We start from the raw sequence: 23,790 nt of genomic DNA, 5'->3' as shown, positions 1-23,790 counted from the left end.
CGCCCGTGGCCCAGCGAGGCTTTACCCTGCTGGAGATGCTGGTGGTCATCCTATTGATCGGCATTGCGGCGGGTTTGTTGGGGCTGGGTGTACGGCAAGGGCTGCAGGTGGCCAAGGAGCGGCGGGTGGTCGCGCAGATGGTCGAGGCGCTGCGCGCCACGCGCGCGCGCGCCATCGTCAGCGGCCAGGCGACGCACACTCGGTTTGACCTCCAGGGCCGCACATTCCAGGCTTCAGGGCGTGCGTCGCAGCAGTGGCCAGCGCAGGTGCAAGTGACCTTGCACAGTGCCGAGCAGGCAGGGTCCGCCGTGGTGTTCTATCCCGACGGCAGTTCTACCGGCGGCAACCTGCTGCTGGCCAACGGCAGCCGTCGTTGGCGCATCGATATTGGCTGGCTTACCGGCAGTGTGCAATCCAAGGCGCTGCCATGAAGCACCAGGCCGGCTTCACCTTACTGGAAATGCTCGCCGCCCTGACGTTGATGGCGGTGTGCAGCAGCGTGTTGCTGGTTGCCTTCGGCCAGAGCGCGCGCGCCTTGTCCCAGGTGGCCCGCAGTGACCGCCTTACCCATGCCGCGCTCACGCTGCTGGACCAGGAAGCTGCCGGCCCGCTGATTGAAGGAACCCGCCAAGGCCAACTCGACGGCATCCATTGGCAACTGACCAGCACCCGCCAACAGCCGCACCTGTTTCGTCTTGACCTGAACGTGCGTGAAGGCGCGCATCAGGCGCACTTCAGCACTTTGAAGGCGCGCCTGTGAAGCGCCGTGAGCAGGGTTTCACCCTGCTGGAAGTGCTCGTGGTGCTCAGCTTGCTGTCGGTGTTGTTGCTGCTGGTGAGCGCAGCGTTGCTGGGGGCCAATCGGGCGGTGGCCAAGGCCCAGGCCTACACCGTCAGCCTGGATGAAATGCGCGCCGCCCAACAGTTTTTGCGCACCTCGATCAGCGAGGCGCTGCCGCTAAAGCTCACTGACGATGACAGCCAGGCCGAAGGTTTTTTTATCGGCACGCCTGAGCGTCTGCAATTTGTGGCGACCTTGCCCGGTGTATTGGGCGGGGGGATCCAGCGCTTTACCCTCCAACGGGTCGGGCAGGATTTGCAGGTGGCTTTTTCGCAGAGGGCATCGCAGGCCAACGCGCAGCGCGATGAGCCGCAGGTACTTTTGCACAACGTCGAGGCGCTGCAGTTCAGCTATCGCGGTGTCTCGCCACTGGGCCAGCCCACCGACTGGTTGAGCCCGTGGCCCTGGCCCCGGCGCTTGCCCACAGCGGTGCGCATCGACGCCACCGTCGACGGGCCGGTGCCATGGGTCGCCCAGGTGGTTGCGCTGCGCCTGAACCTGTCCAGCGCGAGCAGCGAAGAATGAAGCGCCAACGCGGTGCGGCCCTGTTGCTGGTGTTGTGGGTGCTGGCCTTGCTCAGCGTATTGCTGGGTGGCCTGGCCGGGTGGGTGCAGCTGCAAAGTCGCCAGGCGCTGTGGCTGCGCCAGCATACCCAGACACTATTGGCCGCCCAGGCCGGTATCGCACAGGTCATGGCGCAAGGGCAGTGGGTGGCGGACGGGCGTTCTATGGCGCTGACCTTCGACGACGCCCGCTTGCAGGTCAGTCTGCGCAGTGAGCGTGGCAAGTTGTACCTGGTCAACGCTGCCCCCCAAGACCTCACGCGCCTGGCCCTGGCCTGCGGCGCCACACCGGTTCAGGCCCAGCAGTTGGCCAAGGCCCTTGAGACGCGGCGCCATAAGGGCCTGGCGCCGTTTCGGGTACTGGAGCAAGTGCGTCAACTTCCCGGCATGACCCAGGCGCTCTACAGCGAACTACTGCCGGAAATTACCTTGTGGAGCGACCTCGACCGGCCCGCTTCGGCATTCGCCAGCCCCTTGATGCGCAAGGCGCTGAACCTGCCACGCCAGGACGCCGAGGGCGTCGACCCCGGCCAGGTCGTGGAAATCGACAGCCGCGCCGAGCGCCCCGGCGGCTATCAGGCACGCCTGCGACTGACCCTTTTATTAAGCCCTGCGGAGGACAGCGCACAGCCCTATCGGGTGGTGCGGTGGCAAGAATGATTCAACTCGAACCAATTGCCCGCTATTGGCGCGGCAGCCTGCTGCAACAAGGCTGGCGCCTGTGGCTCACAGAGTTACGCGGCTGTGTGCCGAAGTGGCTGGCGTTCCAGGACCCGCCCGAGCACGTTCATCACTGGCCGCTCACGGCACCGGTGGTGCCAGGCAATGCGCGCCAGGTGCTGATGCTTGCTCCTGATGCTGTGTTGCAGCAAAGCGTGCAACTGCCTCTGGCTGCCGCGCGCAACCTCGTGGAGGTGGTTGGCTATGAACTGGACCGCTATACCCCGTTCAACGCCGAGCAGCTCTACTTTGTCGCCCGCCAGGAGCGGCGCACACCCAGCCACCTGGAGGTGAGGGTGGTGGCGATCCTGCGCGAGCGCCTGGACCAGGTCCTCACTGACTGTGCCGCCCTCGGCCTGTACCCACACCGTGTGGACGCGGCGGGCCTGGGTATCGACCTGCTGCCCGCGCCGTTGCGCCCGCGTTCACGTTCTGCCGGCAAGCAATTGCAGCGCAGCCTGCCGTGGTTGTGCGGCGCGTTGCTGATTGCGGCGATGCTGTTGTGGCTCAACGATCGCCAGCGGGTACTCGACAGCATGCACGCCACTGTTCAACAGCAAAAAGCCGAGGTCGCGCAGGTGCACGCCCTGCGCCAGCAACTGCTCAACACCCGTGGTGCGGCGCAGTACCTGTCCCAGCGCAAACGGGCGCAACCCCCCCTGGCCGGCCTACTGAATGACTTGACCAGCTGTCTGCCCGCCGACACCTGGCTCGACCAATTGGACGTCAAGGACGGCGAGGTGAGCTTTTCCGGCCAGAGCGCCAAGGCCAGTGGCCTGATCAGCCGCATCAAAGGCTGCCAGCGCTTGGACAACGCGCAGTTCGAAGGGGTGATCCAACCCGACGCACGCACCGGCAAGGACCAGTTTGCCTTGCGTGCCCACTTACGCCAGGAGGCCGCCGATGCGCCGACCCCTCACACGCCGTGAACGCCGCGGCGCCGCCTTGTTGACCCTGGCGTTGGTGCTCGGCGCGGCCTATTGGCTGTTGATCGACAGCTGGTTCGCCGGGCCGCTGCGGGCCATGGGTGAACAGGCCGAACAGTTGCGTGAACAGCAGCAGCGCTATGCCAGCGTCATACGCCAGGGCGATGCCTTGCGCGAACAGCTGGCGCAGGCACAGCAAGACCCGGCCAGCAGCGCCAGCCTGTTGCCAGGGGACGACCCGGACGTGGTCGCCGCCGACCTGATGCAGCGTCTTGCCGACCTGATCAACAGCCACGCCAACCTCGGCGGCGGCTGCAACCTCACCCAGCGCCAGCCGATCACGCCTGAACAAAACGACAGCGAGCCCTATCGTCAGGTCAAGGTCAGCCTCACGCTCAATTGCGCCATCGAACCGCTGACCGCGATCCTGCATGGGCTGGAATATCAGCCGCCTTTTCTGTTCGTCGATGAGCTGCATATTCGTCGCGACAAACAGGCGCCAGCCAGTGGTGGAGCAGGCAAGCTGGCGGTGCAACTGCTGGTGCGCGGCTACCTGCAACCGGCGCGGGTGGCACCATGATCGGCCCCTTGCGTCCTCTTGAATGGGGCTGGCTCGGCGTGGCCGGGCTCTTGGGATTGTTGATGGCGATGATCCTCAGCAGCATCGGCGATGCCCCCCGGTGGTTACCCGATGCGCCGGTGCACGCGCCACCCTCTTTCCAGGTGCAGGCCGCTCCCACGCCGGCGTTGCGAGACCTTGCCGGTACCTGGCAAGCGCCGCTGTTCAGCCCGGATCGCCGCCCGGACCGGGAGGTGGGTAAAACCCAGGTGGCGAGCCTGGCCAACCTGACCCTCAGCGGCATCATGATCACCGGCAACCTGCAAATGGCCATGCTCAAGCAAGCCGGTGGCCCAACGCTCACGGTGCGCTTGGGCCAGGCGTTGCCCAACGGCTGGCGCCTGGAACACCTGACCCCGCAATACGCTCGTTTTGCCCTCAACGGGCGCACCCAGACCCTGAGCCTCTACGGTAAGCGGTTACCCCTGATCTCACATCCCCGCGAGTCTCTCCCTTGATTGATATGCGCACTTCGCTGTTTTGCCTGGCTACCGCCGTCTCCCTGAGCGGCTGTGGCTCTTTGCCCGACACCCTCGACCCGGACGACGACCTGCTGCACGAGGCCCTGCAGGGCACCGGCACACAACGCCCGGCGCTTCAGGCGCCTGTGGCCGAAAGCCCTCCACCTGCCACCCAGGCTCCGCCGCAGCGCCAGCTGATTCGTGGCAATCAAGCGTTTGTGCGCCAGCCCGCAGCGCCGGCAAACGTGCCGCAGCAGGGGGGCGACATCGTGTTCAACTTCGCCGACCAGCCCATCGAGGCCGTGATCAACAGCGTGATGGGCGACCTGTTGCACGAGAACTACAGCATCGCCGAGGGCGTGAAGGGCACTGTCAGCTTCTCCACCTCCAAACCCGTGGACAAACAGCAGGCGCTGTCGATTCTCGAAACCCTGCTGTCCTGGACCGACAACGCCATGATCAAGCAGGGCAACCGCTATGTGATCCTGCCGGCCAACCAGGCAGTGGCGGGCAAGCTGGTGCCGCAGATGCGCGTGGCGCAACCGGCCAGCGGCCTCTCGGCACGTCTGTTTTCACTGCGCTATATCTCGGCCACCGAGATGCAGAAACTGCTCAAACCCTTCGCCCGTGAAAACGCTTTTTTGTTGGTCGACCCGGCGCGTAATGTCCTGAGCCTGGCCGGCACGCCCGACGAACTGGCCAACTACCAGGACACCATCGACACCTTCGACGTGGACTGGCTCAAGGGCATGTCGGTGGCGGTGTTCGGCCTGCAACGCGCCTCGGTGGCCGAGCTGATGCCCGAGCTGCAAGCCATGTTCGGCGCGGACAGTGGCACACCCCTGGCCGGCATGCTGCGGTTCTTGCCGGTCGAGCGCACCAACTCGGTGGTGGCGATTTCTTCCCAGCCCCAGTACCTCACCGAAGTGGGCGACTGGATCCGCACCATCGACGAGGGCGGCGGCAACGAGCCGCAGATGTATGTGTACGACGTGCGCAATATGAAGGCCGCTGATCTGGCCAAGTACCTGCGGCAGATCTACGGTAATGGCGCGATCAAGGATGACGCCCCGGCGAAGGTAGCACCGGGCTTGCGTACCACCACCCTGTCCTCGTCCACCAGTGCCGGTTTGCAGGCGAGCGCCCCGGTGCCCGCAGCCGAAGAACCTGAATCCGAGCCTGCCGAAAACACCCAGGCATCGCCCACCAGCGACCTCGAAGCGGGCACGCGCATCACCGCGCAAAAGAGCAGCAACCAACTGCTGGTACGCACCCGCCCGGCGCAATGGAAAGAGATCGAAGCGGCGATCAAACGCCTCGACAACCCACCGCTGCAAGTGCAGATCGAGACGCGCATCCTGGAGGTCAAGCTCACCGGCGAACTGGACCTGGGGGTGCAGTGGTACCTGGGCCGCCTGGCCGGCAATTCCACCAGCACCACGGTGGCCAATGCTTCCGGCAGCCAAGGCGCCTTGGGCGGTGGCGGGGCAGGGCTGGGGGCGGCGGACTCGTTGTTCTACTCCTTCGTCAGTTCCAACCTGCAAGTGGCCCTGCACGCCCTGGAGACCAACGGCCGCACCCAGGTGCTATCGGCGCCATCGCTGGTGGTGATGAACAACCAGCCGGCGCAGATCCAGGTGGGGGACAACATTCCCATCAGCCAGACCACCGTCAATACCGGGGACGCCGACACCACCTTGAGCAGTGTGGAATATGTGCAGACGGGGGTGATTCTGGATGTGGTGCCGCGCATCAATCCGGGTGGGCTGGTGTACATGGATATCCAGCAACAGGTCAGTGATGCCCAGAACCCGACGGGGAACAGTGAGACGCCGGTGAACCCGCGTATCTCCACGCGCTCGGTGTCCACCCAGGTGGCGGTGCAGAGTGGGCAGACGGTGTTGCTCGGCGGGTTGATCAAGCAGGACAATGCCGAGAGCGTCAGTGCCGTGCCTTACCTGGCGAAGATACCGGGGTTGCGCTGGTTGTTTGGCAATACCGGCAAGTCCAAGGACCGCACGGAGCTGATTGTGCTGATTACGCCGAGGGTGATTACCAGCAGCAGCCAGGCGCGGCAGGTGACGGATGATTATCGCCAGCAGATGCAGTTGTTGCGACCCGCCCAATAAGCCCTCTCCCACATTGATCGTTCCCACGCTCTGCGTGGGAATGCCGCCCTGGACGCTCCGCGTCCCATCTGCACAACGTGACGCGGAGCGTCACAGGATGTATTCCCACGCAGAGCGTGGGAACGATCATCACGGCAGGGCGTCACCCTATTGCTGCAACAGCAACGCCTGCTGCTTGAGCCTGCGTTTCTGCGCAAACGGCAAGCTCTCATCATCCCCATACGGTGCGCTGTACCAGTTGCCGTAGCTCGGGTTGGGCAGCAGGAACCAACGCTGGCCTAGCCAATTCACATAGGGTTCGACGGCCTTGCGTTGTGCATCCAGGGTGTTGTGTTCGGCTTGCACGAAATCTCCCAGCGAGTCACCGGCCATCAACAGCACGCGGGCATGCCTGGCGACCCACTGACGGCGGCACTGCTTGCCGTAGCCCGCGCTTTCGCAGTGGCCGGTGGGGGTACTGGCCGCCAGGATCTGTGCGTCGCTCTCAATCGGGAAACCGCGCAAACGCAGGTTTTTGGCGGTGGCCGCGACCTGGCTGTGTTCTCGGTTGGTGAGGTAGTAAACCTGGATGCCTTTTTGCCGGGCCGCCTGCAGGAACGCCACCGAGCCTGGCAGTGCCTGGGCCTTGGCCTGGTCGACCCAGGTGTTCCAGCGATCATAGGAATAGACCTGATTGTTGATGATGTCGCGGGCGTTGAGGGGCACGTTGTCCAACAGCGTTTCGTCGATGTCCACCACCACCGCCGGGGGCAGGCCGGCCAGGTTGCGTGGGGCAAAAGGCAGGGCGTCCCAGCTCGGGTCGGCCAGGGCGACGTCCAGTTGACGGGTGGCATTGGCGAAGAGCTGGCGGTAGATCAGTTCGTGCTCGATGGACGTCTGGGTCCAGAGCACGGCGTCGAGTTGGTCATTGGCCGGCGGGTGTTGCTGGCAGCCTGCGAGGGCGGTGGTGAGCAAGCAGAGGCTGGCAAAGAACAGGTTGCGCATGGGCTGGGTCTCGAAGAGCGTGGTGGCGTGGTCAGCACGCCAGTCTAATCACTTGCGATGCTCGCGGCTCGTTGCCGTTTCGCAATCGTCTTAAAGCCAGGCTTCACCCTTGGCGGGTAATGTAGCGAGCGCCTGCGAAGAGGGCCTGACAGTCAACACAGCTGGATTGTGTACATATCCATTGCTGCGGTAACGGCCACTTAGGGTTTCCGCTCTGACAGCGGGTCACTTTGGAAAAGCCCCAAAGTAACCAAAGGGCTCTTGCCTTACCACTCGGCACCTCGCTTAGGCTCGGCCAGCGTGGTTTAACGGGGCGCTTGAGATCAAGATCAAAAGCAGATCAAGAGCGGCTCGCTTCGCATCGTGGTTACCGTCTGCTGCTACAGCCCAAAAAAGTTGTGTAGATGGCGATGCCGAACCTGTGGCGAGGGAGCTTGCTCCCGTGACGCCCTGAAAGCCTGCGCATATCTACCTGACGACCCGTGTTCCAACTGTGGGAGCTGGCTTGCCTGCGAAAGCGGTGGGTCAGTCGCTGCATCTGTGACTGCACCACCGCTTTCGCAGGCAAGCCAGCTCCCACATTGAATCTTCGTGCATTGCGTTCGCTTAATTCATCGGCATTGGAGCGGGTGCTGTTTTATTTGTCCTGGCGCGCATCCAGGGTTTTTTGATGCTCGGCCAGGAAGGGTTGCTCCGCTGGATCAAAACGATCAATCCCGGCGGTGAAGCGGTGCCAGTAGGGGTACAACGGTTGACGGCGAGTGACGGCTTCGATGCGCGCCGACTGCTCGTCGGTGAGTTTCAGTTCGGTGGCCGCCAGGTTATCGCGCAGGTGTGCTTCCGTACGGGCGCCGACAATCAGCGAGGTGATCCCCGGGCGATCCTTGAGCCAGGCCAGGCAGGTACGGGCGACCGAGACGCCGTGTTCATCGCCGACGGCGGCGAGGGTCTCGATAATGTCCAGCGCACGTTCCTGGTCGTGGACGTAGGGTTCCGGCCAACCGCTGCCCTGGCGGGTATTGGCCGGTGGCTTGTGCCCGCGTCGGGTTGTGCCGGTCAGCAAGCCTTCGCCCATCGGGCCCCACACCAAAGTGCCGACCTGCTGGTCCAGGGCCAACGGCAGCAACTCGTACTCGGCCTCGCGGGATTCCGGGGTGTAGTAGATCTGCTGAGTAATCGGCTTGAGCATGCCGTGCAGTTCAGCCTTGCCCAGGGTTTTCATCATCTGCCAGGCGGTGAAGTTGCTGGTGCCGAAATAGCGGATCTTGCCCGAACCCACCAACAGGCGCAGGGCTTCCAGGGTCTCTTCGATTGGCGTCATGCCGTCCCAGTTGTGCAGTTGGTACAAGTCGATGTGGTCGGTACCCAGGCGCTTGAGGCTGGCTTCGCACGCGCGGATCAAGTGGTAGCGCGATGAGCCGGAGTTGTTGGGGTTGTCGTCCACCGGGCTGCGGCCCTTGGTGGCTAGCAGAATGTCGTGACGCTTGTCGCCCAGCGCCTTGCCCACCACTTCTTCGGCCAAGCCGTGGGAATAGAGATCAGCGGTGTCGACCATATTCACCCCGGCGTCGAACGCCATATCGAACATGCGCTTGGCCAGGGGCACATCCACCGCACCGCATTTTTCAAATTCTGCGCGACCGCCAAAAGGGACGGTGCCAAGGATGATTTCCGATACCAGCAGGCCGGAATGACCCATTTGTCGATACTGCATGTTGCCTCCTACTTAACGTTGCACGTGAAGGTGTGAACGATGGGGGCGGCGATAGTTTGAATTTTTTCGTGAAATCCTCGCGCCCGTCTTGGCATGACGTCAATGAAGATTGTTTCGCTGGATGAAATGCTGGATTGTGAATCCTGGTCATTCCGCCAGACAGGGCAGCGGTAGAACATCCCTGGCGTCGATACCCACTCATTTGGAGCCTGTCATGACCCAGCCTGCGATCAAACTCTATGGTTTTCCCCTGTCCGGCCACTCCCACCGGGTCGAGCTGATGTTGTCCCTGCTGGGGCTGGCGAGTGAATTTATCCTGGTGGACCTCAAGCAAGGCGCGCATAAAACGCCTGAGTTCCTCACCACCCTGAACAGCTTTGGCCAGGTGCCGGTGATTGATGACGGCGGCATGGTACTGGCCGACTCCAATGCGATCCTGATTTACCTGGCCAGCACCTATGGCAGCGGCCAATGGCTGCCGAGCGACCTTGTCGGGCAAGCCAAGGTGCAGCGTTGGCTCTCGGCCGCCGCCGGCCCACTCCATGCCGGGCCTGCCACGGCGCGCTTGGCCACGGTGTTTGGCGCCGAGGTGGACACTGTCGGCGCAATCAACCGTGCCCATGCCTTGCTTAGCGTGATGGAGCAGCAACTGAGCCAGAGCCGTTTCCTCGCCAGTGAACAGCCCAGCATTGCCGATATCGCCTTCTACACCTATGTGGCCCACGCGCCGGAAGGCAATGTGTCCCTGGCCGACTACCCTAAGGTGCGCGCCTGGCTCGCCAGCATCGAAGCACTGCCGGGTTTCGTTGGCATGCCGCGCACGGCGGTGGGGCTGCAATCGCAATAACAACCAAGGGGCGCCGATGGACCGATTTCATGAAATGCAGGTGTTCCTGGCCGTGGCCGAGGAGGAGGGGTTTGCGGCTGCCGCACGGCGCCTGAACACCTCGCCGCCCAGCGTGACCCGCGCCATTGCCGCCATGGAGCAACGCATCGGCACCCAGTTGTTGGCGCGCACCACCCGCAGCCTGCACTTGACCGAAGCCGGCCAGCGTTACCTGGAAGACTGCCGACGCATCCTTGCCGAGCTGGACGAAGCCGAGGAAGCGGCGGCGGGCAGTTACTCCATCCCGGGCGGCCAGTTGACGGTGACCGCACCGGTACTGTTTGGCGAGTTGTATGTGGCGCCGGTACTGGGGGATTATCTGGACCGTTTTCCCTTGGTGAGTATCAACGCCTTGCTGGTCGATAGGGTGGTCAATATGACCGACGAAGGTGTTGACGTGGCGGTGCGTATCGGCCACCTGCAGCCATCCTTGCAGCAAGCGATCAAGGTCGGCGAAGTACGCCGGGTGGTGTGCGCATCGCCGGCTTATCTTGACCAACACGGGCGGCCCCAGCGCCCCGAGCAGTTGCGTGAGGCCAAGCTCGTCACCTCATCGTCCAGCCAACTGGTCAGTGAGTGGACATTCATCGACGCCGGCCAGCCGCTGAAGGTACCGATCGAGCCACGCCTGGTGGTCACCGCCAACAATGCCGCGATCAACCTGGCCCGCCTGGGCTGGGGCATGACGCGGGTACTGTCTTATCAAGTCGCGGCAGCGGTGGCGGCGGGTGAGTTGGAGCTGGTGCTGGAGGATTTCGAACCGGCGCCGCTGCCGATCCACGTGGTGTTCCAGCAAAACGGCCGCATACCGGCCAAGGTCAATACGTTTGTGGATTTCCTCAGCCATCGCCTCGGGCAGGACCCGGCCCTGAACGCGGCGACGAAGCAGCGCGCCTGATGGAGCGTTTTCGCGATATGCAGCTGTTTGCCGCGCTGGCCGGGCAACCCAGCCTGGCGTCGGCGGCGCGCCATGCGCAGGTCTCCGGCCCGACGCTGGTACGAGCGGTTGCGCGCCTAGAGGCACGCCTGCGCGTGGTTTTGCTGCAACGCAGCACCCGTGGGGTCAGCCTGACCGATGCAGGCCAGGCTTACCTTGCCGACTGTGTGCGTCTGCTGGCAGCGGTGGACGCGGCCGAGGCTTCGGCCAACGGTTTGCATGTGCAGGCCCAGGGCGACCTGCGGATATTCCTGCCGTTGCTGTTCAGCCGCTATGTCATGGCGCCGTTGTTGGCCGGCTATGCGGATCGCTACCCGGCGGTGCGTGTCATCGCGCACTACCACGATTATTTCCCTAACCTGCACGTAGAAGGGCTGGATGTGGCGGTGCTGGTCGGCGAATTGCCCAGTTCGTCGCTGATTGCGCGGCAGGTCGGGCAGGTGGGCACTGTCCTTTGCGCCAGCCCCGCTTACTTGGCGAACCGGGGCGAACCCCGACATCCGGCCGACCTCAAGCAGCATCATCTGATTGCCAGCGCCGACCCGGTGCACTGGGATTTCCCGCATTACACCCTCAAGGCTCGCGCCCGGCTGCGTTGCGCCACTGTCCAAGGTGCGATCAATGCGGCGGTGCAGGGGGCTGGCGTGATTCGAGCCTTGAGTTACCCCCTGCACGAACACCTGGCGAGCGGCCAGTTGCAGCGCCTGTTGCCTTCCTTCGAGTTGCCGCCGCAGCCGGTGTATGTGGTTTACCGCGAAGGTCGTCATGCGTCGATGCGCGTGCGCAGCTTTGTCGACTACTGCGTCACCGCGTTGCGCGAGCATCCGGCGTTTCAGTTGGCGTAATAGTGGATTGCCCAGGGTGGGCATTCTCTCCATCGCGGTGTGGGTGCAGCATCTTCAGTATCTAACCGGAGGTGAGCGCCATGCACTCGATTGAACCAACCCCTTGGCATGTCGGCGAACGACACATGCAGGAAAGTGCCGGCGTCTCTGAACGCATGGCCATGATCGGGCCTAAGGTCATTCGTGATCATCTGCCTGAGCAGCACCGCGATTTTTATCCGCTGCTGCCGTACTTGATCGCGGGTGTGGTGGACGAACAAGGCATCCCCTGGGCAACGATGCTGGAAGGCGCTCCAGGGTTTGCGCATTCACCGGACCCACACACGCTGCAGATCGACAGCCTGCCCGCCAAAAGCGATCCCGCCTGGGCTGGGATAACGGATGGCGCGGCGATCGGCCTGCTGGGCATCGACCTCAACACCCGCCGCCGCAATCGCATGAATGGCCGGATCGGATCGCTTGAGGATGAGGGCTTTACTGTGGACGTAGTGCACACCTTCGGCAACTGCCCCAAGTACATCCAACTGCGCCCCGTCGCCGGCATTGCGCGCAAACCCGGCAACCTGGCCGAGCGCAGCAACCGCCTGGACGATGCAGCTCAAGCGCTGATCCGCCACGCCGACACTTTCTTCGTCGCCAGCTACGTCGAACTGCACGGCGAACGTTCGGTGGACGTCTCCCACCGAGGCGGCAATACGGGATTTGTGCGAGTGGAAGGTAACGTACTGACCATCCCGGATTTTGCCGGCAACCTGTTCTTCAACACCCTCGGCAACCTGCACGCCAACCCGGTGGCGGGGTTGTTGTTTGTTGATTTTGAGACGGGTGACGTGCTGCAAGTGGCCGGGCGTACTTCGTTGATCCTGAGCGGGCCGCAAGTAGCTGAGTTCGAAGGCGCGCAGCGCTTGTGGACGGTGACGGTGGAACATGTGGTCCGCCGCCCGGCAGCGTTGGCCTTGCGTTGGCAATTCGCTGAATTTTCGCCACACAGCCTGGCGATGGGCACCTGGTAGCCTGATGCACTCTCCCAGGCGCAGCCTATCCAGTGTGGGAGCTGTCGAGCCCCAGCGAGGCTGCGATGGCGGCGGCACGGTCAACATATTCATTGCCTGACCCACCGCCATCGCGGCCTCGCTAAAGCTCGACGGCTCCCACAGGGGAATGTCATTGCCTGTTGGGTTTGCGCGTTTTCATCAGGCCACCGGGCACTCACGGTTCAATGCTTCATCTACCAGCAACTGCGCAATCTCGATCATCTGCACCACCGCCAGCACTTGCTTGCGGGCGTGACCGTCAAGCTGTTCGGCACAGACAGTCGTGGACTCCAGCATTTCGCTACCACACGAAGTAAGGAGGCGACTGTACACGGGGTGGTAGACCGGTCATAGAAACCCGGCGGGCCGAAGCCTCCCATGCACAGCCGCCACAAAGCAGCCAACACAACACCCGTGATGGTTAGCGGTGCGGTTCATCGGACGCAACCCGAAAGTTGTGTAAGAGCGGTCTGACAACCGCGCCGTTGCGGGTACGCCGAATACCCCATGTAGGAGCGAGTGTGGCGCAGGCTTTTCGCAGCCGGCGAATAGGCTCAATACCGAACCATCACCGACTTAAGCTCGGTGTAGTCCTCAATGAACGCACTGCCAAACTCCCGCCCTAATCCCGAAGACCGGCTGCCACCAAACGGCACTGCCGGGTCGAGCAAGGTGTGCATGTTCACCCACAGGGTGCCGGCCTTGACGGCCGGGATCATGCGCAGGGCCTTGCCCAGGTCATTGGTCCACAGGCTGGCGCTCAACCCGTAGGCCCCGTGGTTCATCATGGTCAGTAGTTCGTCTTCATCGTCGTAGGGCAGGAAGGTGGCGATGGGGCCGAAGGTCTCTTCGTTGAGCAGGGTGTCGTGCAGGTGGTTGGCGAGGATCACGGTGGGTTCGACGTAGCAGCCGGGGCGGTCGATGAGGTGGCCACCGTGGATGATCGTGTTGTTTTCGGCGCGGGCCTGGTTGAAGTAGCCGAGCAGTTTTTGTTGGTGTTGCTGGTGGGTCACCGGGCCGAATTCGGTGTGTTCATCCAGGGGCGAGCCGATGGTCAGGCGGCTGAGACGCGCCTTGAGTTTTTCCAGCACGGCGTCGATTTGCGAGCGGTGCACGAAGAAACGTTCGGCCGCTGCGCAGATTTGCCCCGAGTGCAGGAAACCCGCTTCGATAATGCCATCCACCGCTTTGTCTACATCCATGTCGCGCAGGAAGCCGGCGGCGTTCTTGCCACCCAGTTCCAGGGTCGCGCGGGTCAGCCCGGCGCCCATGGCACTGCGGCCTACTGCAATACCGGTGGGCACTGAGCCGGTGAAGGACACCTTGTGCGTGCCGGGGTGTTCCACCAGCCCCTTGCCGACTTGGCCGCCGCCGGTCAGCACATTGAGCACCCCCGCCGGCAACCCGGCGTCGATGGCCAGTTCGGCGATGCGCAGCAGGGTCAGCGGTGTGAATTCGCTGGGCTTGATGATGATGCTGCAACCGGTCACCAGTGCCGAGGCGAGCTTCCAGATGGCGATCATGGTCGAGAAATTCCACGGCACAATGCCCACCACCACGCCCACCGGTTCGCGCAAGGTGAAGGCGGTGTAGCGCTCGCCATTGAACGAAGGCAGCGACGGCGTGAGGGTCTGGCCGCTGAGCTTGGTGGCCCAGCCTGCGTAGTAGCGCAGGAAGTGCGCGGCCTGGTCGACCTCAAAGGCGCGGGAAATCTGGATGATTTTTCCCGACTGGCAGGTTTCGATCTGCGCCAGTTCTTCGCGATGGTGTTCCAGCAGGTCGGCCAGTTTCAGCAGCACGTTGCCACGGATGGCGGGAGCGGTCTGGGACCACAGCTGGAAACCACGGTTGGCGCAAGCGACCGCGGCGTCGATATCCGCCAGGTCTGCGTCGGCCACGTCGGCGATCACCTGGCCGGTGGCGGGGTTGGTCACGCTCAGGCGTGCATCGGCGTGGCTGCGCACACTGGCGCCGTCGATAAACAGCCCATGACGGCGACGCAAAAAGGCTTCGACGTGAGGCAGCAGCGGGATATCGCTCATGGCAGGTTCCTGGCAGTTCACAAAAGAAACCCCGAGGTTAACCAACGCGCAGGTACGCGGCTTGACTGTGCCTGCCAGGTTTTATGCCTGTGCCTGCCGTGCCTGTGAAAAGTACAACCTTGCCTGCCGAACGTGCATGTTGTGCCGGCGCAAGCCGTTCGATACTGGCCCTGCATCCCGCGCCGTTCCACGATTCGGAGCGCCTGCCGGACTTCCAATAATAAGCAGGGCCGTCCATGAAAAAGCCAAACCCGCTCCTCAAAGACCTCAAGCCTCTTCTGCCTGCCATTGCCGCGAACGCCAGCCGTGCCGAACAGCTGCGCCAGGTGCCGGATGAGAATATCGCGCTGCTCAAAAGCATCGGCCTGCACCGCGCCTTCCAGCCCAAGGCATTCGGTGGCCTGGAACTGTCGCTGCCCGAATTCGCCGACTGCATCGCCTTGCTCGCCGGCAGTTGCGCCAGCACCGCCTGGGCCATGAGTTTGTTGTGTACCCACAGCCATCAACTGGCGCTGTTCTCGGCGCAGTTGCAGGAGGAGATCTGGGGCGCCAACCCGGATGCCACGGCCAGCAGCAGTATTGCGCCGTTCGGCCGGGTGACCGAGGGCGAGGGTGGCGTGTACTTCAGTGGCGAGATGGGCTGGAGCAGCGGCTGTGACCATGGCGAGTGGGCGATTGTCGGCTGCCGTCGCCAGAATGCCGAAGGTACCCAGGATTACTGCTTTGCCGTGCTGCCGCGCAGTGACTATCAGATCCGCGATGACTGGTTCGCGGCCGGCATGAAAGGCAGTGGCACCAAGACCCTGATCATCGACAACGCCTGGGTGCCTGAGCACCGGATCCAGAAGGCCAAGGACATGATGGAAGGCAAGTCCGCAGGCTTTGGTCTCTACCCAGACAGCCAGATTTTCTACGCGCCGTACCGGCCGTATTTCGCCAGTGGTTTTTCCACCGTCAGCCTCGGCGTGGCCGAGCGCATGCTGGAGGTGTTCCGCGAAAAAACCAAAAACCGTGTGCGCGCCTATACCGGTGCCGCCGTCGGCGCAGCGACCCCGGCGCTGATGCGCCTGGCCGAGTCCACCCACCAGGTGGCCGCTGCTCGGGCGTTTTTGGAGAAGACCTGGCAAGACCACGCCGAACACAGCGCCGCCCACCGCTACCCAGCGCGAGAAACCCTGGCGTTCTGGCGCACCAACCAGGCCTACGCCACCAAGATGTGCATCGAAGCGGTAGACCGGCTGTTCGCCGCCGCCGGTGGCAATGCCTGGTTCGAACACAACGAAATGCAGCGCCTGTTCCGCGATGCCCACATGACCGGCGCGCATGCCTACACCGACTATGACGTGTGCGCGCAGATCCTTGGCCGTGAGCTGATGGGCCTGGAACCCGACCCGAGCATGGTGTAGCTGCGTTTTCCCTACAACAATCAGGGCGGCCCATAGAGGCCACCCGGGAGTCTTGCATGTCTGACGTATTCGACCCACGGGCCTTTCGTCGCGCCTTGGGCAATTTTGCCACTGGCGTGACCGTGGTCACCGCCGCCACCGTCTCCGGGCGCAAGGTGGGCGTGACGGCCAACAGTTTCAACTCGGTATCCCTCGACCCGCCGCTGGTGCTGTGGAGCATCGACAAGCGCTCCAACAGCCATGCCGTGTTCGAGGAGGCCAGCCACTTTGCCGTGAATGTGTTGGCGGCGGACCAGGTGCATCTATCCAACAATTTCGCGCGCCCCCGTGAAGACCGCTTCGCCCTGATCGAATACGAGCCGGGGGAGGGAGGCTCGCCGGTATTCGCCGATTGCTCGGCGCGTTTTCACTGTGAGAAATACCAGCAGGTGGACGGCGGCGACCATTGGATCATGATCGGCAAGGTGGTGGCCTTTGATGATTTTGGCCGTGCGCCGCTGCTCTATCATCAGGGCGCCTATGCCGAGGTCCGGGCGCTGCCTCCGTGCGCGCCCGAGGCGGTTTAGAACGGCACGGCGACCACCAGTTGGCTGTAGACATTGGTGCCGTTGCCGCCGATCTGATTGCCGCCGTTTTCGGCTGATTTATTCGGTTTGTACAGGCCGAGCAGCGGCGTGATGATCAGGTGCTCGTTGACGGCCCATTCGGCATACAGGTCCAGTTCGCGGCCATCCAGGTTCAATTGGCCGCGGGTGCTGACGGTGTTGTAGTCGAAGAACAGCGCCCCAAGCGTGACGTTCTCCAGTGGCTTGACCTTGAGCGCCACGTGCTGCACGGCGGTGTTGCTGTTGAAGGGGCCGGAATAGTTGCCCGCTACTTCGCCCTGCACCCAGGTGCCGTAGCCACGGTTGAAGCCTGAGAACATGCCGTCCCAGTTCTTCGAATAACGGGCGTAGCGGTAGGTCAGGTCCGGTGACCACGGCAGGTTGGTGAAGGTGTAACCGGCTTCGGCGTAGCCGGCATTTTCCTGGCCGTCGCGACGGCTTTGGCGCGCCAGTTCGAAGGCGAAGTGCGCGTTGTCGATACCGGCATTGCCGGCGCCGCGCAGGCTGTAGAGGTTCATGCCTTTGCGCTGGCGCTGCAGGTCGGTGGCGAAGCGCTCATCCACATCGATGCCGTGAATATAGGTCAACCCCAGGGTGCCCGGCGCGGCACTGTATTCCAGGGTGCCGGCGGCCATTTCGGTGAGGGCCTGGGCGCGGTTGTCGGATTTGATCCACATCAGGCTGCCATGCACGCCGTCCTTGCCACCCAGGCGAATCACCGCCGTCTTATCGAAGGCATGGCGTGCGGCGATGTAGTAGGCGCCGCCGCGATTGAACTCGCCGTCGCCCACACCGTTGCCCAGGTTGGGGCCGTCGTCGTTAAGGATAAAACCGTCGCCCAACATGATGATCTGGCGGCCAAACGACAGGTCCACACCGTCCTTGCCCAACACCGGGAACAGCTCCCCGGACCGCCAGCCGGCGAAGGCTTCGTCAAACTTGGTGGTGCGCTCGGTGCCGTTGGTCAGCCCGGATGCGTCGCCATCGCCCCAGGTACCGGAACTCACCAGGTTGGCCGTGCCATACACACCGCCCAGGTTGCCCAGGCTCTGGTCAACGCTCAGGCCGTACTTGATGAACGCCTCACGCCAGGTGGAGCCGCCGCTGCGCCCATCGTAGTTCTTCGGGCTATTGAACATACCGTACACGGCGAGGAAGTTGCCGGTGACCTGAGTGGCGGCGTCTGCATACAACTCGATGGCCTGCGCCTGGCCCACCAGCAGTGCCACGCCCAGGCCGACCGTCTGGCGCAGGCGGCGGTTTTTCAGTGTGTGCTCCATTGTTATTGACCCCATCTTGGTTAAGAGTGAGGGCGCATTAGGGCGAGCGGTATGAGGCCAAGTCTTTTCCCTGCGTGCCAGGCAATTGACTCTGGCCGCCAGGCCACACGCCCTGGCAGGCAGCAACAAAACCGGCGGCAGACAGGGGCAAGACGATCAACGGGAGTGGGGCGCAGAGTGCCGACACATTAAAAAAAACCGCTTCGAGGACCCCTCCATGTCGATCAACGACCGACTCACCGCACACCTCAACCGGGGCACGGTAGGTTTTCCCACTGCGTTGGCCAGCACCATCGGCCTGATCATGGCCAGCCCAGTGATCCTCACCGCCACCATGGGTTTCGGCATCGGCGGCAGCGCCTTTGCCCTGGCGATGCTGCTCGCCGTGGTGATGATGCTGGCCCAGGCCACCACCTTCGCCGAGGCCGCGTCGATACTGCCTACCGCCGGTTCGGTGTACGACTACATCAACTGTGGCATGGGTAGGTTCTTTGCGATCACCGGGACCTTGTCGGCCTACCTGATCGTGCATGTGTTCGCCGGCACCGCCGAAACTATCCTCGCCGGGGTCATGGCCCTGGTGAACTTCGAACACCTCAATACCCTGGCAGAGTCGGGCGGCGGCTCGTGGTTGCTGGGCGTCGGTTTCGTACTGGTGTTCGGCGTGCTGAATGCTTTTGGCGTCAGCGCATTTGGCCGCGCCGAGATCATCCTGACCTTCGGCATGTGGACCACCCTGATGGTGTTCGGCGTACTGGGCCTGATCGCCGCGCCGGCGGTGCAGTTGGAGGGCTGGTTCGGCGAGTCGTTGGTGGGCACCGACCTGGTTACCGTGCTGTCGCTGGTGGGCATGGCGATGTTCATGTTCGTGGGCTGCGAGTTCGTCACCCCGCTGGCGCCGGACCTGCGCCAATCGGCCAAGGTGATGCCACGGGCGATGATGCTCGGGCTGATGGGCGTGGCCACCTGCATGTTCATCTATGGCGCGGCGATGAAACGCCAGGTGGAGAACGTGGTGCTCGACGCAGCTTCGGGGGTGCACCTGTTGGACACACCCATGGCCATTCCCCGGTTCGCCGAACAGGTGATGGGGCAGATCGGCCCGTTGTGGCTGGGCATCGGCTTTCTGTTCGCTGGCGCTGCGACCATCAATACCCTGATGGCCGGCGTGCCGCGCATTCTCTACGGCATGGCAGTGGATGGCGCCTTGCCCAAGGTGTTCACCTACCTGCATCCGCGCTTCAAGACGCCGCTGTTGTGCATCCTGGTGGCCATGTTGATCCCGTGCCTGCACGCGCTGTACCTGGGCGGCAACACCGACAACATCATGCACCTGGTGCTGGCGGCGGTGTGTGCCTGGAGTTTCGCTTACCTGTTGGTGACGCTGTCGGTGGTGATCCTGCGCATTCGGCGTCCGGACTTGCCCCGCGCCTATCGCTCGCCGTGGTTCCCGCTGCCGCAGATCGTCTCCAGCATCGGCATTCTGTTGGGCATGTGGTTTATCACCCCGCCCGGCATGAACCCGGCGGACATCTACGTGCCGTTTGGCGTGATGCTCGGCGTGACGGCCACCTACGCGCTGTTCTGGACCCTGGTGGTGCAGAAGGTCAACCCCTTCAAGCCCGCCTGCGTAGAGGAGGTGTTGGCCAAGGAATTCAATCACGAACCGGGGCACGCCCATGCAAGTTATAGCGACCTTGCGGCAAAAACTGTTTGAGCTGTTTCGTGCTGACCGCGCACCCAGCGGGTATCGGCCGGGGGTGACCCTGGCCCACCTGCGGCGTGACCTGGGCCTGGCAAGCCTTGAAGTGGGCGGTGTGGCCTTCGAGATTGTCGAGCGCACCGAGTCGCAGTTGTTGATGCACCTGGTGCTGACCGAATGTGTCCTGCGCGTTCCTACGGCAGCGGGTGGCGCTGGCAGCTTCGAGGTGCACCATGGCGGCGCGATCCGGCGCAGCGGTATTCATGTGCGGCGGCACGCTGGCAACCAGGCACTGGGCCGTGAGTTGCAGGCGCGTTTGCAGGCTGACAGAGCGTTGTTCCAGGCGTTGATGCCGCTGGATTTCAAGCGCCTGCGCATCGAGCTGCAAGACCAGCAATGGTGCGTGCGCCTGGAGCATATGGGCGGCAGCGAGGTGGTCAACCGCATGCCGGCGTTCCGGCGCTACATTGCGTTGAGCACCGAGCAACGCGGGTATCTCTTGGTCGTACTGGCCGGATTGCGGCGGGTATTGTCGGACCTCTGATTGGCACCATTAGTGCTTCTGCAAAGGGCAAACAGGTTGTTGTTGCGTGCATATAGATAACATGTTAACTATTGCGCCAGAACAACAAGAATAACGCCACTGCGGAGACACCCCATGAGCATCCCACAGCATGCACCCGACGGGCTCGACAGCTGGAACCGCGAACTGCGCGCCGCGTGCGGCCACTTCGATACTCAGCTGGCTTTCAACCGTTCGCTGTTTATCGGCGAGATCCACAACCTGTCGCGTGGCCTGGCCATCCTGCGCACCAACGCCGGGCTGATCAAACGCCCGACGCACCAAGCGGACCATGACAACGACCAGGAATGTTTCCTGGTCAGCCAGCGCAGCGGCTACTCCCAGATCACCCAGAACGACCAGACCGTACAACTGGCCCCCGGAGAAATGCTGTTGATGGACTCGGTGGGCTCCATCGAAATCACCCCCTTCGGCCTGATCGAACACGCCTCGTTGTCCCTGTCGCGCAGTGCGGTGTGCAAGCACCTGGGCGGCCAGGCACGGGCCTTCGGCAAGATCTCCTCGACCAAAGCCTGCGGGCGCATGCTGCATGTGCTGATGGACCAACTGTGCAAGGACGATACCGACGAAGACGCCACGCAAGTGGAAGCGCTGCAAGCGGCCTTCGTCTCGCTGTTGGGGTCGGCGTTGGAGCAGGGCGATGAGTGTCGCGAGGGCGTTGCTGCGTTGCACGGCAATAACCTGCGCAGCTATGTACAAAAGGTCATCGATGAGTCCCTGAGCCAGCCAGGCCTGAGCCCGATCGGCCTGGCCAACCGCCTGAATATTTCGGTGCGGCATCTGTACCGTCTGTTTGAAGAACAGGACGACAGCGTCTGCCGCTATATCCAGCGCGCACGGCTCAAGCGCAGTGCGGATGACTTGACCAACCCGTTCCTGCGCAGTGAGTCGATCACCTCGATTGCGTACAAATGGGGCTTTACCGACTCGGCGCATTTCAGTCGGTCGTTCAAGAAGCAGTTCGAGGTGTCGCCCAAGGAGTTTCGTTCCAGCCGGTTGCAGGCGGTGGGGGCATAAACAGCTCCTCGTGATCGTTCCCACGCTCTGCGTGGGAACGCCGCCCCGGACGCTCCGCGTCCCGCTCCAGAAGTCGTGACGCGAAGCGTCACAGGATGCATTCCCACGCAGAGCGTGGGAACGATCGGGTTTCAGATTTCGGGCAGCGTCGCGCCACCGTCCACCACCAGCGTCTGCCCGGTGATATAGCCCGCCAGGTCAGAGGCCAGAAACACCATCGCCCCGGCAATATCCGCCGCCGCGCCCAGGCGCCCCAGCGGCACACGGCGGGCGATGCTGTCATTCACGGCCGCATCGCCCAGGTTATCCATCGCCGGAGTGGCGATCATGCCGGGCTCCACGCCGTTGACCCGCACATTCAACGGCGCCAGCTCCAGCGCGGCATTGCGGATAAACCCATTCACCCCGGCCTTGGACGCCGCATAGTGGCTCAGCCCCGGGTAACCCACCCGGTTGCCGGTGACTGAAGACGTCACCAGCACGCAGCCCCGGCCTTGCTCGCGAAACCTCGGCAACGCCGCCTGGGTCAGCCAGAACAGCGCCGACAGGTTCACCGCCAGGGTGCGCTCCAGGATCGTTGGGGTGATGTCGGCAAAGGCGGTCAGCGGAAAGTACCCGGCGTTGTGCACCAGTACATCCAGTTGCGCCAAGCCTTGGACGCAAGCAAACACCGCTTTGGCATCCGCCAGGTCAACGCCAAAGGCTTCAACTTGATGCCCCTGTGCGCACAACCGGGCAGCCACGGCTTCAGCCTGTTCAAGCAGACGGTCAGCAATCACCACCCGCGCACCGCGTTGGGCAAAGGCCTGGACGATGCCCAGGCCAATGCCCTGGGCGCCGCCGGTGACCAGCACGACCTGGCCGCTGAAATCCAGGTCATTCGTCATGGGCAGGCTCCATGCGCGTAAACGCCAGCGTCGGCACGTCGACGATGCTGGCCCCACCGTCCGCCACCAACGTGGCGCCGGTAATGATCGAGGCGTCGTCGCTGGCCAGGAAGCGGCACACCTTGGCGATCTCGTCGGCACGTGCGGCGCGCCGCAGCGGGACATCGGCACACACCCGTGCATAGGCCTGCTGCAAGCTCTCGCCGTACGCCTCCATCAACGGCCGCATCTCCGCGTCGGCCATCGGCGTGTGCACCCAGCCTGGGCACACCGCGTTCACGCGCACGCCATGGGGGCCATAATCACGGGCCAGCGAGCGGTTGAGCCCGAGCAGCGCATGCTTGGCGGTGGTGTAGCCACACACCTCGGGGCCTGCCGCCAATGAGGCGATGGAACCAATCAGCACCATGTTCCCGGCGCTTTCCTGCAACAGCGGCAGGCAGGCGCGGGCGCTGTAGAACGCACTGTCGAGGTTGCTGCGCAGCGCGCCTTCCCAGGTGGCCGGGCTGGTCTGGGTCGCGCTGCCTAGCCCGTGGCCACCGGCACAGGCCAGCAGCACATCGAGGCGCCCGCAGTGGGTGCGGATCTGCTGGATAAAGCCGTCCCAGGTGTCCGGGCAGGCGGCATCGCCCACCAGGATCAGCCCGCCGGTGTCCTGCGCCACCTGTTCCAGGGGCTCACGACGCCGACCGATCAGCACCAGCCGTGCGCCTTCCTGTGCGTACAAGCGTGCGCAGGCAGCGCCGATGCCGGTGCCGGCCCCGGTGATCACCACCGTGCGCAGCTCAGTCACGGGGATACTCCGTGCGGTTGAGCACCTGGCAATAGGAACTGATCGGGAAGTTCGACAACGCGTCGAAGGACGCCCCGGCATAGCCGAAGATCTTGCCGTCGCTGCGGTGCTGTTGCAGGTCGATCAGCACCAGGCCGAGGGTCGGTACGATCTTCTCCTGCCACACGAACAGGTACAGCTGTTCGGCGATCTTGTAGTAATGGCAGCGGTCGGTGTCGCACAAGCCTTTCTCCACGCCCTCAAGGCATTGCCAGGCGTAGAACCGAGGGTTGAGGTAGATGTGCTCGTAGACCTCGCTGGGGCTGTAGCGATAGTGGTTGCGCAGGCCGACCAACTCGTCGGTGGGGGCATGCAGGCAGTGGCCATCCTGCCACGGCCGGTCGAGGCTGCCGTGGAGGAAGTCGACCTGTACCGAGGTCAGCGGTTTGCCGGCCAGGGCACGGTGGTAGAGGCCTTCGTGGGTCTCTGCTGGTTCCGGCATACGGCCAATCACCGCGGTAAAGGAGGCATTTTGTGTGTCCAGCACCAGGCTGATCGACCAGCTTTGCCCGGCCTCGTGCTTGATAAAGTCCACCAGGTACAGGCCCGGGCGAATCGAGCTGGCGCGGTAGGCGGCGCTGCCGCTGGAGTGGCCATCGGCGGCGTGCCAGGCCAGGCGTTCCTGTTCGAAGCGGTGTTCGATCTGCCAGCCATTGGCAAAGTGCAGGGTGAAGGTCTGGCCGGCCAGGTCGGCCAGGTTCGGCAGGATGAAGGCCTCAGGTGCAAACCCCTCAGCCAGGGCGCCTACGGTGATCCAGTCAGATGAATTCGACATGGC

The 23,790-nt window shown here is 63.4% G+C and carries 24 protein-coding genes and 1 pseudogene; 17 read left to right on the top strand and 8 right to left on the bottom strand.

Features of this window, described 5'->3' with window-relative positions:
• The first annotated feature begins 5 nt into the window (after positions 1 to 5).
• From AB4P90_RS18545 to gspD, 8 genes are read left to right on the top strand one after another with little or no spacing between them, the layout of a single operon-like run.
• Positions 6 to 431: a GspH/FimT family pseudopilin gene (locus AB4P90_RS18545; RefSeq protein ID WP_060767774.1), complete on the top strand. Its 426-nt coding sequence runs from the start codon at positions 6 to 8 to the stop codon at positions 429 to 431.
• Positions 428 to 760, top strand: a complete 333-nt coding sequence (locus AB4P90_RS18540) for a type II secretion system protein (protein WP_014719114.1) — start codon at positions 428 to 430, stop codon at positions 758 to 760. The genes AB4P90_RS18545 and AB4P90_RS18540 overlap by 4 nt, the downstream gene beginning before the upstream one ends.
• Positions 757 to 1,365 carry a prepilin-type N-terminal cleavage/methylation domain-containing protein gene (locus AB4P90_RS18535; protein ID WP_395605238.1) on the top strand — a complete coding sequence of 203 codons (609 nt, stop codon included), beginning with the start codon at positions 757 to 759 and terminating at the stop codon, positions 1,363 to 1,365. The genes AB4P90_RS18540 and AB4P90_RS18535 overlap by 4 nt, the downstream gene beginning before the upstream one ends.
• Entirely contained in the window at positions 1,362 to 2,063 is a 702-nt protein-coding gene (locus AB4P90_RS18530) for a hypothetical protein (RefSeq protein ID WP_014719112.1), read from the top strand. The genes AB4P90_RS18535 and AB4P90_RS18530 overlap by 4 nt, the downstream gene beginning before the upstream one ends.
• A complete protein-coding gene (locus tag AB4P90_RS18525) occupies positions 2,060 to 3,052 on the top strand; it encodes a PilN domain-containing protein (protein WP_019821142.1) in 993 nt (330 codons plus the stop codon). Before AB4P90_RS18530 ends, AB4P90_RS18525 begins: the two co-directional genes overlap by 4 nt.
• Complete coding sequence (gene gspM, locus AB4P90_RS18520; protein WP_395605237.1) at positions 3,027 to 3,629, top strand: type II secretion system protein GspM; 603 nt, start codon at positions 3,027 to 3,029, stop codon at positions 3,627 to 3,629. Before AB4P90_RS18525 ends, gspM begins: the two co-directional genes overlap by 26 nt.
• Positions 3,626 to 4,126, top strand: coding sequence for a general secretion pathway protein GspN (locus tag AB4P90_RS18515; RefSeq protein WP_102666129.1), 501 nt, complete (start codon positions 3,626 to 3,628; stop codon positions 4,124 to 4,126). The genes gspM and AB4P90_RS18515 overlap by 4 nt, the downstream gene beginning before the upstream one ends.
• Positions 4,127 to 4,131: 5 nt before the next feature.
• Entirely contained in the window at positions 4,132 to 6,258 is a 2,127-nt protein-coding gene (gspD, locus tag AB4P90_RS18510; RefSeq protein WP_032901999.1) for a type II secretion system secretin GspD, read from the top strand.
• Positions 6,259 to 6,405: 147 nt separating this feature from the next.
• Here the strand turns inward: gspD and AB4P90_RS18505 are convergent, their stop codons facing one another.
• Both AB4P90_RS18505 and AB4P90_RS18500 read right to left on the bottom strand, forming a co-directional pair.
• Positions 6,406 to 7,242, bottom strand: coding sequence for a 5'-nucleotidase, lipoprotein e(P4) family (locus AB4P90_RS18505; protein ID WP_019821149.1), 837 nt, complete (start codon positions 7,240 to 7,242; stop codon positions 6,406 to 6,408).
• Positions 7,243 to 7,879: 637 nt separating this feature from the next.
• Positions 7,880 to 8,956 carry an aldo/keto reductase gene (locus AB4P90_RS18500; RefSeq protein WP_032874237.1) on the bottom strand — a complete coding sequence of 359 codons (1,077 nt, stop codon included), beginning with the start codon at positions 8,954 to 8,956 and terminating at the stop codon, positions 7,880 to 7,882.
• A gap of 214 nt (positions 8,957 to 9,170) precedes the next feature.
• Here AB4P90_RS18500 and AB4P90_RS18495 point away from each other — a divergent pair, with 214 nt between their 5' ends.
• The 4 genes from AB4P90_RS18495 (at position 9,171) to AB4P90_RS18480 (ending at position 12,637) form a co-directional block, all read left to right on the top strand.
• Positions 9,171 to 9,803 carry a glutathione S-transferase family protein gene (locus tag AB4P90_RS18495; RefSeq protein ID WP_019821152.1) on the top strand — a complete coding sequence of 211 codons (633 nt, stop codon included), beginning with the start codon at positions 9,171 to 9,173 and terminating at the stop codon, positions 9,801 to 9,803.
• 16 nt (positions 9,804 to 9,819) lie between these two features.
• Positions 9,820 to 10,740 (top strand): LysR family transcriptional regulator, encoded by a 921-nt coding sequence (locus AB4P90_RS18490; RefSeq protein ID WP_073844906.1) that lies wholly within the window; start codon positions 9,820 to 9,822, stop codon positions 10,738 to 10,740.
• Complete coding sequence (locus tag AB4P90_RS18485; RefSeq protein ID WP_395605236.1) at positions 10,740 to 11,624, top strand: LysR family transcriptional regulator; 885 nt, start codon at positions 10,740 to 10,742, stop codon at positions 11,622 to 11,624. The genes AB4P90_RS18490 and AB4P90_RS18485 overlap by 1 nt, the downstream gene beginning before the upstream one ends.
• Positions 11,625 to 11,704: 80 nt before the next feature.
• Positions 11,705 to 12,637 (top strand): pyridoxamine 5'-phosphate oxidase family protein, encoded by a 933-nt coding sequence (locus AB4P90_RS18480; RefSeq protein WP_020300748.1) that lies wholly within the window; start codon positions 11,705 to 11,707, stop codon positions 12,635 to 12,637.
• 180 nt (positions 12,638 to 12,817) lie between these two features.
• Here AB4P90_RS18480 and AB4P90_RS18475 read toward each other — a convergent pair whose 3' ends face one another.
• Both AB4P90_RS18475 and AB4P90_RS18470 read right to left on the bottom strand, forming a co-directional pair.
• On the bottom strand, positions 12,818 to 12,955 hold the full coding sequence (locus AB4P90_RS18475; protein ID WP_014719091.1) for a DUF6124 family protein: 138 nt from the start codon (positions 12,953 to 12,955) through the stop codon (positions 12,818 to 12,820).
• 257 nt (positions 12,956 to 13,212) lie between these two features.
• Entirely contained in the window at positions 13,213 to 14,700 is a 1,488-nt protein-coding gene (locus tag AB4P90_RS18470; protein ID WP_072433822.1) for an aldehyde dehydrogenase family protein, read from the bottom strand.
• 236 nt (positions 14,701 to 14,936) lie between these two features.
• Here AB4P90_RS18470 and AB4P90_RS18465 point away from each other — a divergent pair, with 236 nt between their 5' ends.
• Positions 14,937 to 16,106: a p-hydroxyphenylacetate 3-hydroxylase oxygenase component gene (locus AB4P90_RS18465; RefSeq protein ID WP_395605235.1), complete on the top strand. Its 1,170-nt coding sequence runs from the start codon at positions 14,937 to 14,939 to the stop codon at positions 16,104 to 16,106.
• A 56-nt stretch (positions 16,107 to 16,162) separates the two neighbouring features.
• Positions 16,163 to 16,636: pseudogene (locus AB4P90_RS18460) on the top strand (flavin reductase family protein); the annotation flags it as partial.
• 32 nt (positions 16,637 to 16,668) lie between these two features.
• On the opposite strand, the gene AB4P90_RS18455 reads toward AB4P90_RS18460, so the two are convergent.
• Positions 16,669 to 17,991, bottom strand: a complete 1,323-nt coding sequence (locus AB4P90_RS18455) for a hypothetical protein (protein ID WP_395605234.1) — start codon at positions 17,989 to 17,991, stop codon at positions 16,669 to 16,671.
• Positions 17,992 to 18,208: 217 nt separating this feature from the next.
• Here AB4P90_RS18455 and AB4P90_RS18450 point away from each other — a divergent pair, with 217 nt between their 5' ends.
• The 3 genes from AB4P90_RS18450 to feaR all read left to right on the top strand — a co-directional run bounded on the left by AB4P90_RS18450 (position 18,209) and on the right by feaR (position 21,293).
• Positions 18,209 to 19,708, top strand: coding sequence for an APC family permease (locus AB4P90_RS18450; RefSeq protein ID WP_395605233.1), 1,500 nt, complete (start codon positions 18,209 to 18,211; stop codon positions 19,706 to 19,708).
• Entirely contained in the window at positions 19,671 to 20,237 is a 567-nt protein-coding gene (locus AB4P90_RS18445; RefSeq protein WP_395605232.1) for a DUF3156 family protein, read from the top strand. The genes AB4P90_RS18450 and AB4P90_RS18445 overlap by 38 nt, the downstream gene beginning before the upstream one ends.
• A gap of 114 nt (positions 20,238 to 20,351) precedes the next feature.
• Positions 20,352 to 21,293, top strand: coding sequence for a transcriptional regulator FeaR (gene feaR, locus AB4P90_RS18440; protein ID WP_014719084.1), 942 nt, complete (start codon positions 20,352 to 20,354; stop codon positions 21,291 to 21,293).
• Positions 21,294 to 21,424: 131 nt separating this feature from the next.
• Here feaR and AB4P90_RS18435 read toward each other — a convergent pair whose 3' ends face one another.
• Genes AB4P90_RS18435 through AB4P90_RS18425 form a run of 3 tightly spaced genes read right to left on the bottom strand, consistent with a single transcriptional unit; the run spans position 21,425 to position 23,787 of the window.
• The gene (locus AB4P90_RS18435; RefSeq protein WP_060767785.1) at positions 21,425 to 22,180 is read right to left on the bottom strand and encodes an SDR family oxidoreductase; all 756 of its coding nucleotides are present in this window, start codon (positions 22,178 to 22,180) and stop codon (positions 21,425 to 21,427) included.
• Positions 22,170 to 22,973 (bottom strand): SDR family NAD(P)-dependent oxidoreductase, encoded by an 804-nt coding sequence (locus AB4P90_RS18430; RefSeq protein ID WP_395605231.1) that lies wholly within the window; start codon positions 22,971 to 22,973, stop codon positions 22,170 to 22,172. The genes AB4P90_RS18435 and AB4P90_RS18430 overlap by 11 nt, the downstream gene beginning before the upstream one ends.
• The gene (locus tag AB4P90_RS18425; protein WP_395605230.1) at positions 22,966 to 23,787 is read right to left on the bottom strand and encodes a molybdenum cofactor biosynthesis F family protein; all 822 of its coding nucleotides are present in this window, start codon (positions 23,785 to 23,787) and stop codon (positions 22,966 to 22,968) included. Before AB4P90_RS18425 ends, AB4P90_RS18430 begins: the two co-directional genes overlap by 8 nt.
• Between the last annotated feature and the right edge of the window lie 3 nt (positions 23,788 to 23,790).

Source organism: Pseudomonas sp. B16120 (assembly GCF_044218845.1).
Lineage (GTDB): Bacteria > Pseudomonadota > Gammaproteobacteria > Pseudomonadales > Pseudomonadaceae > Aquipseudomonas > Aquipseudomonas paracarnis.
This window is presented reverse-complemented; position numbering and strand designations above follow the sequence as displayed.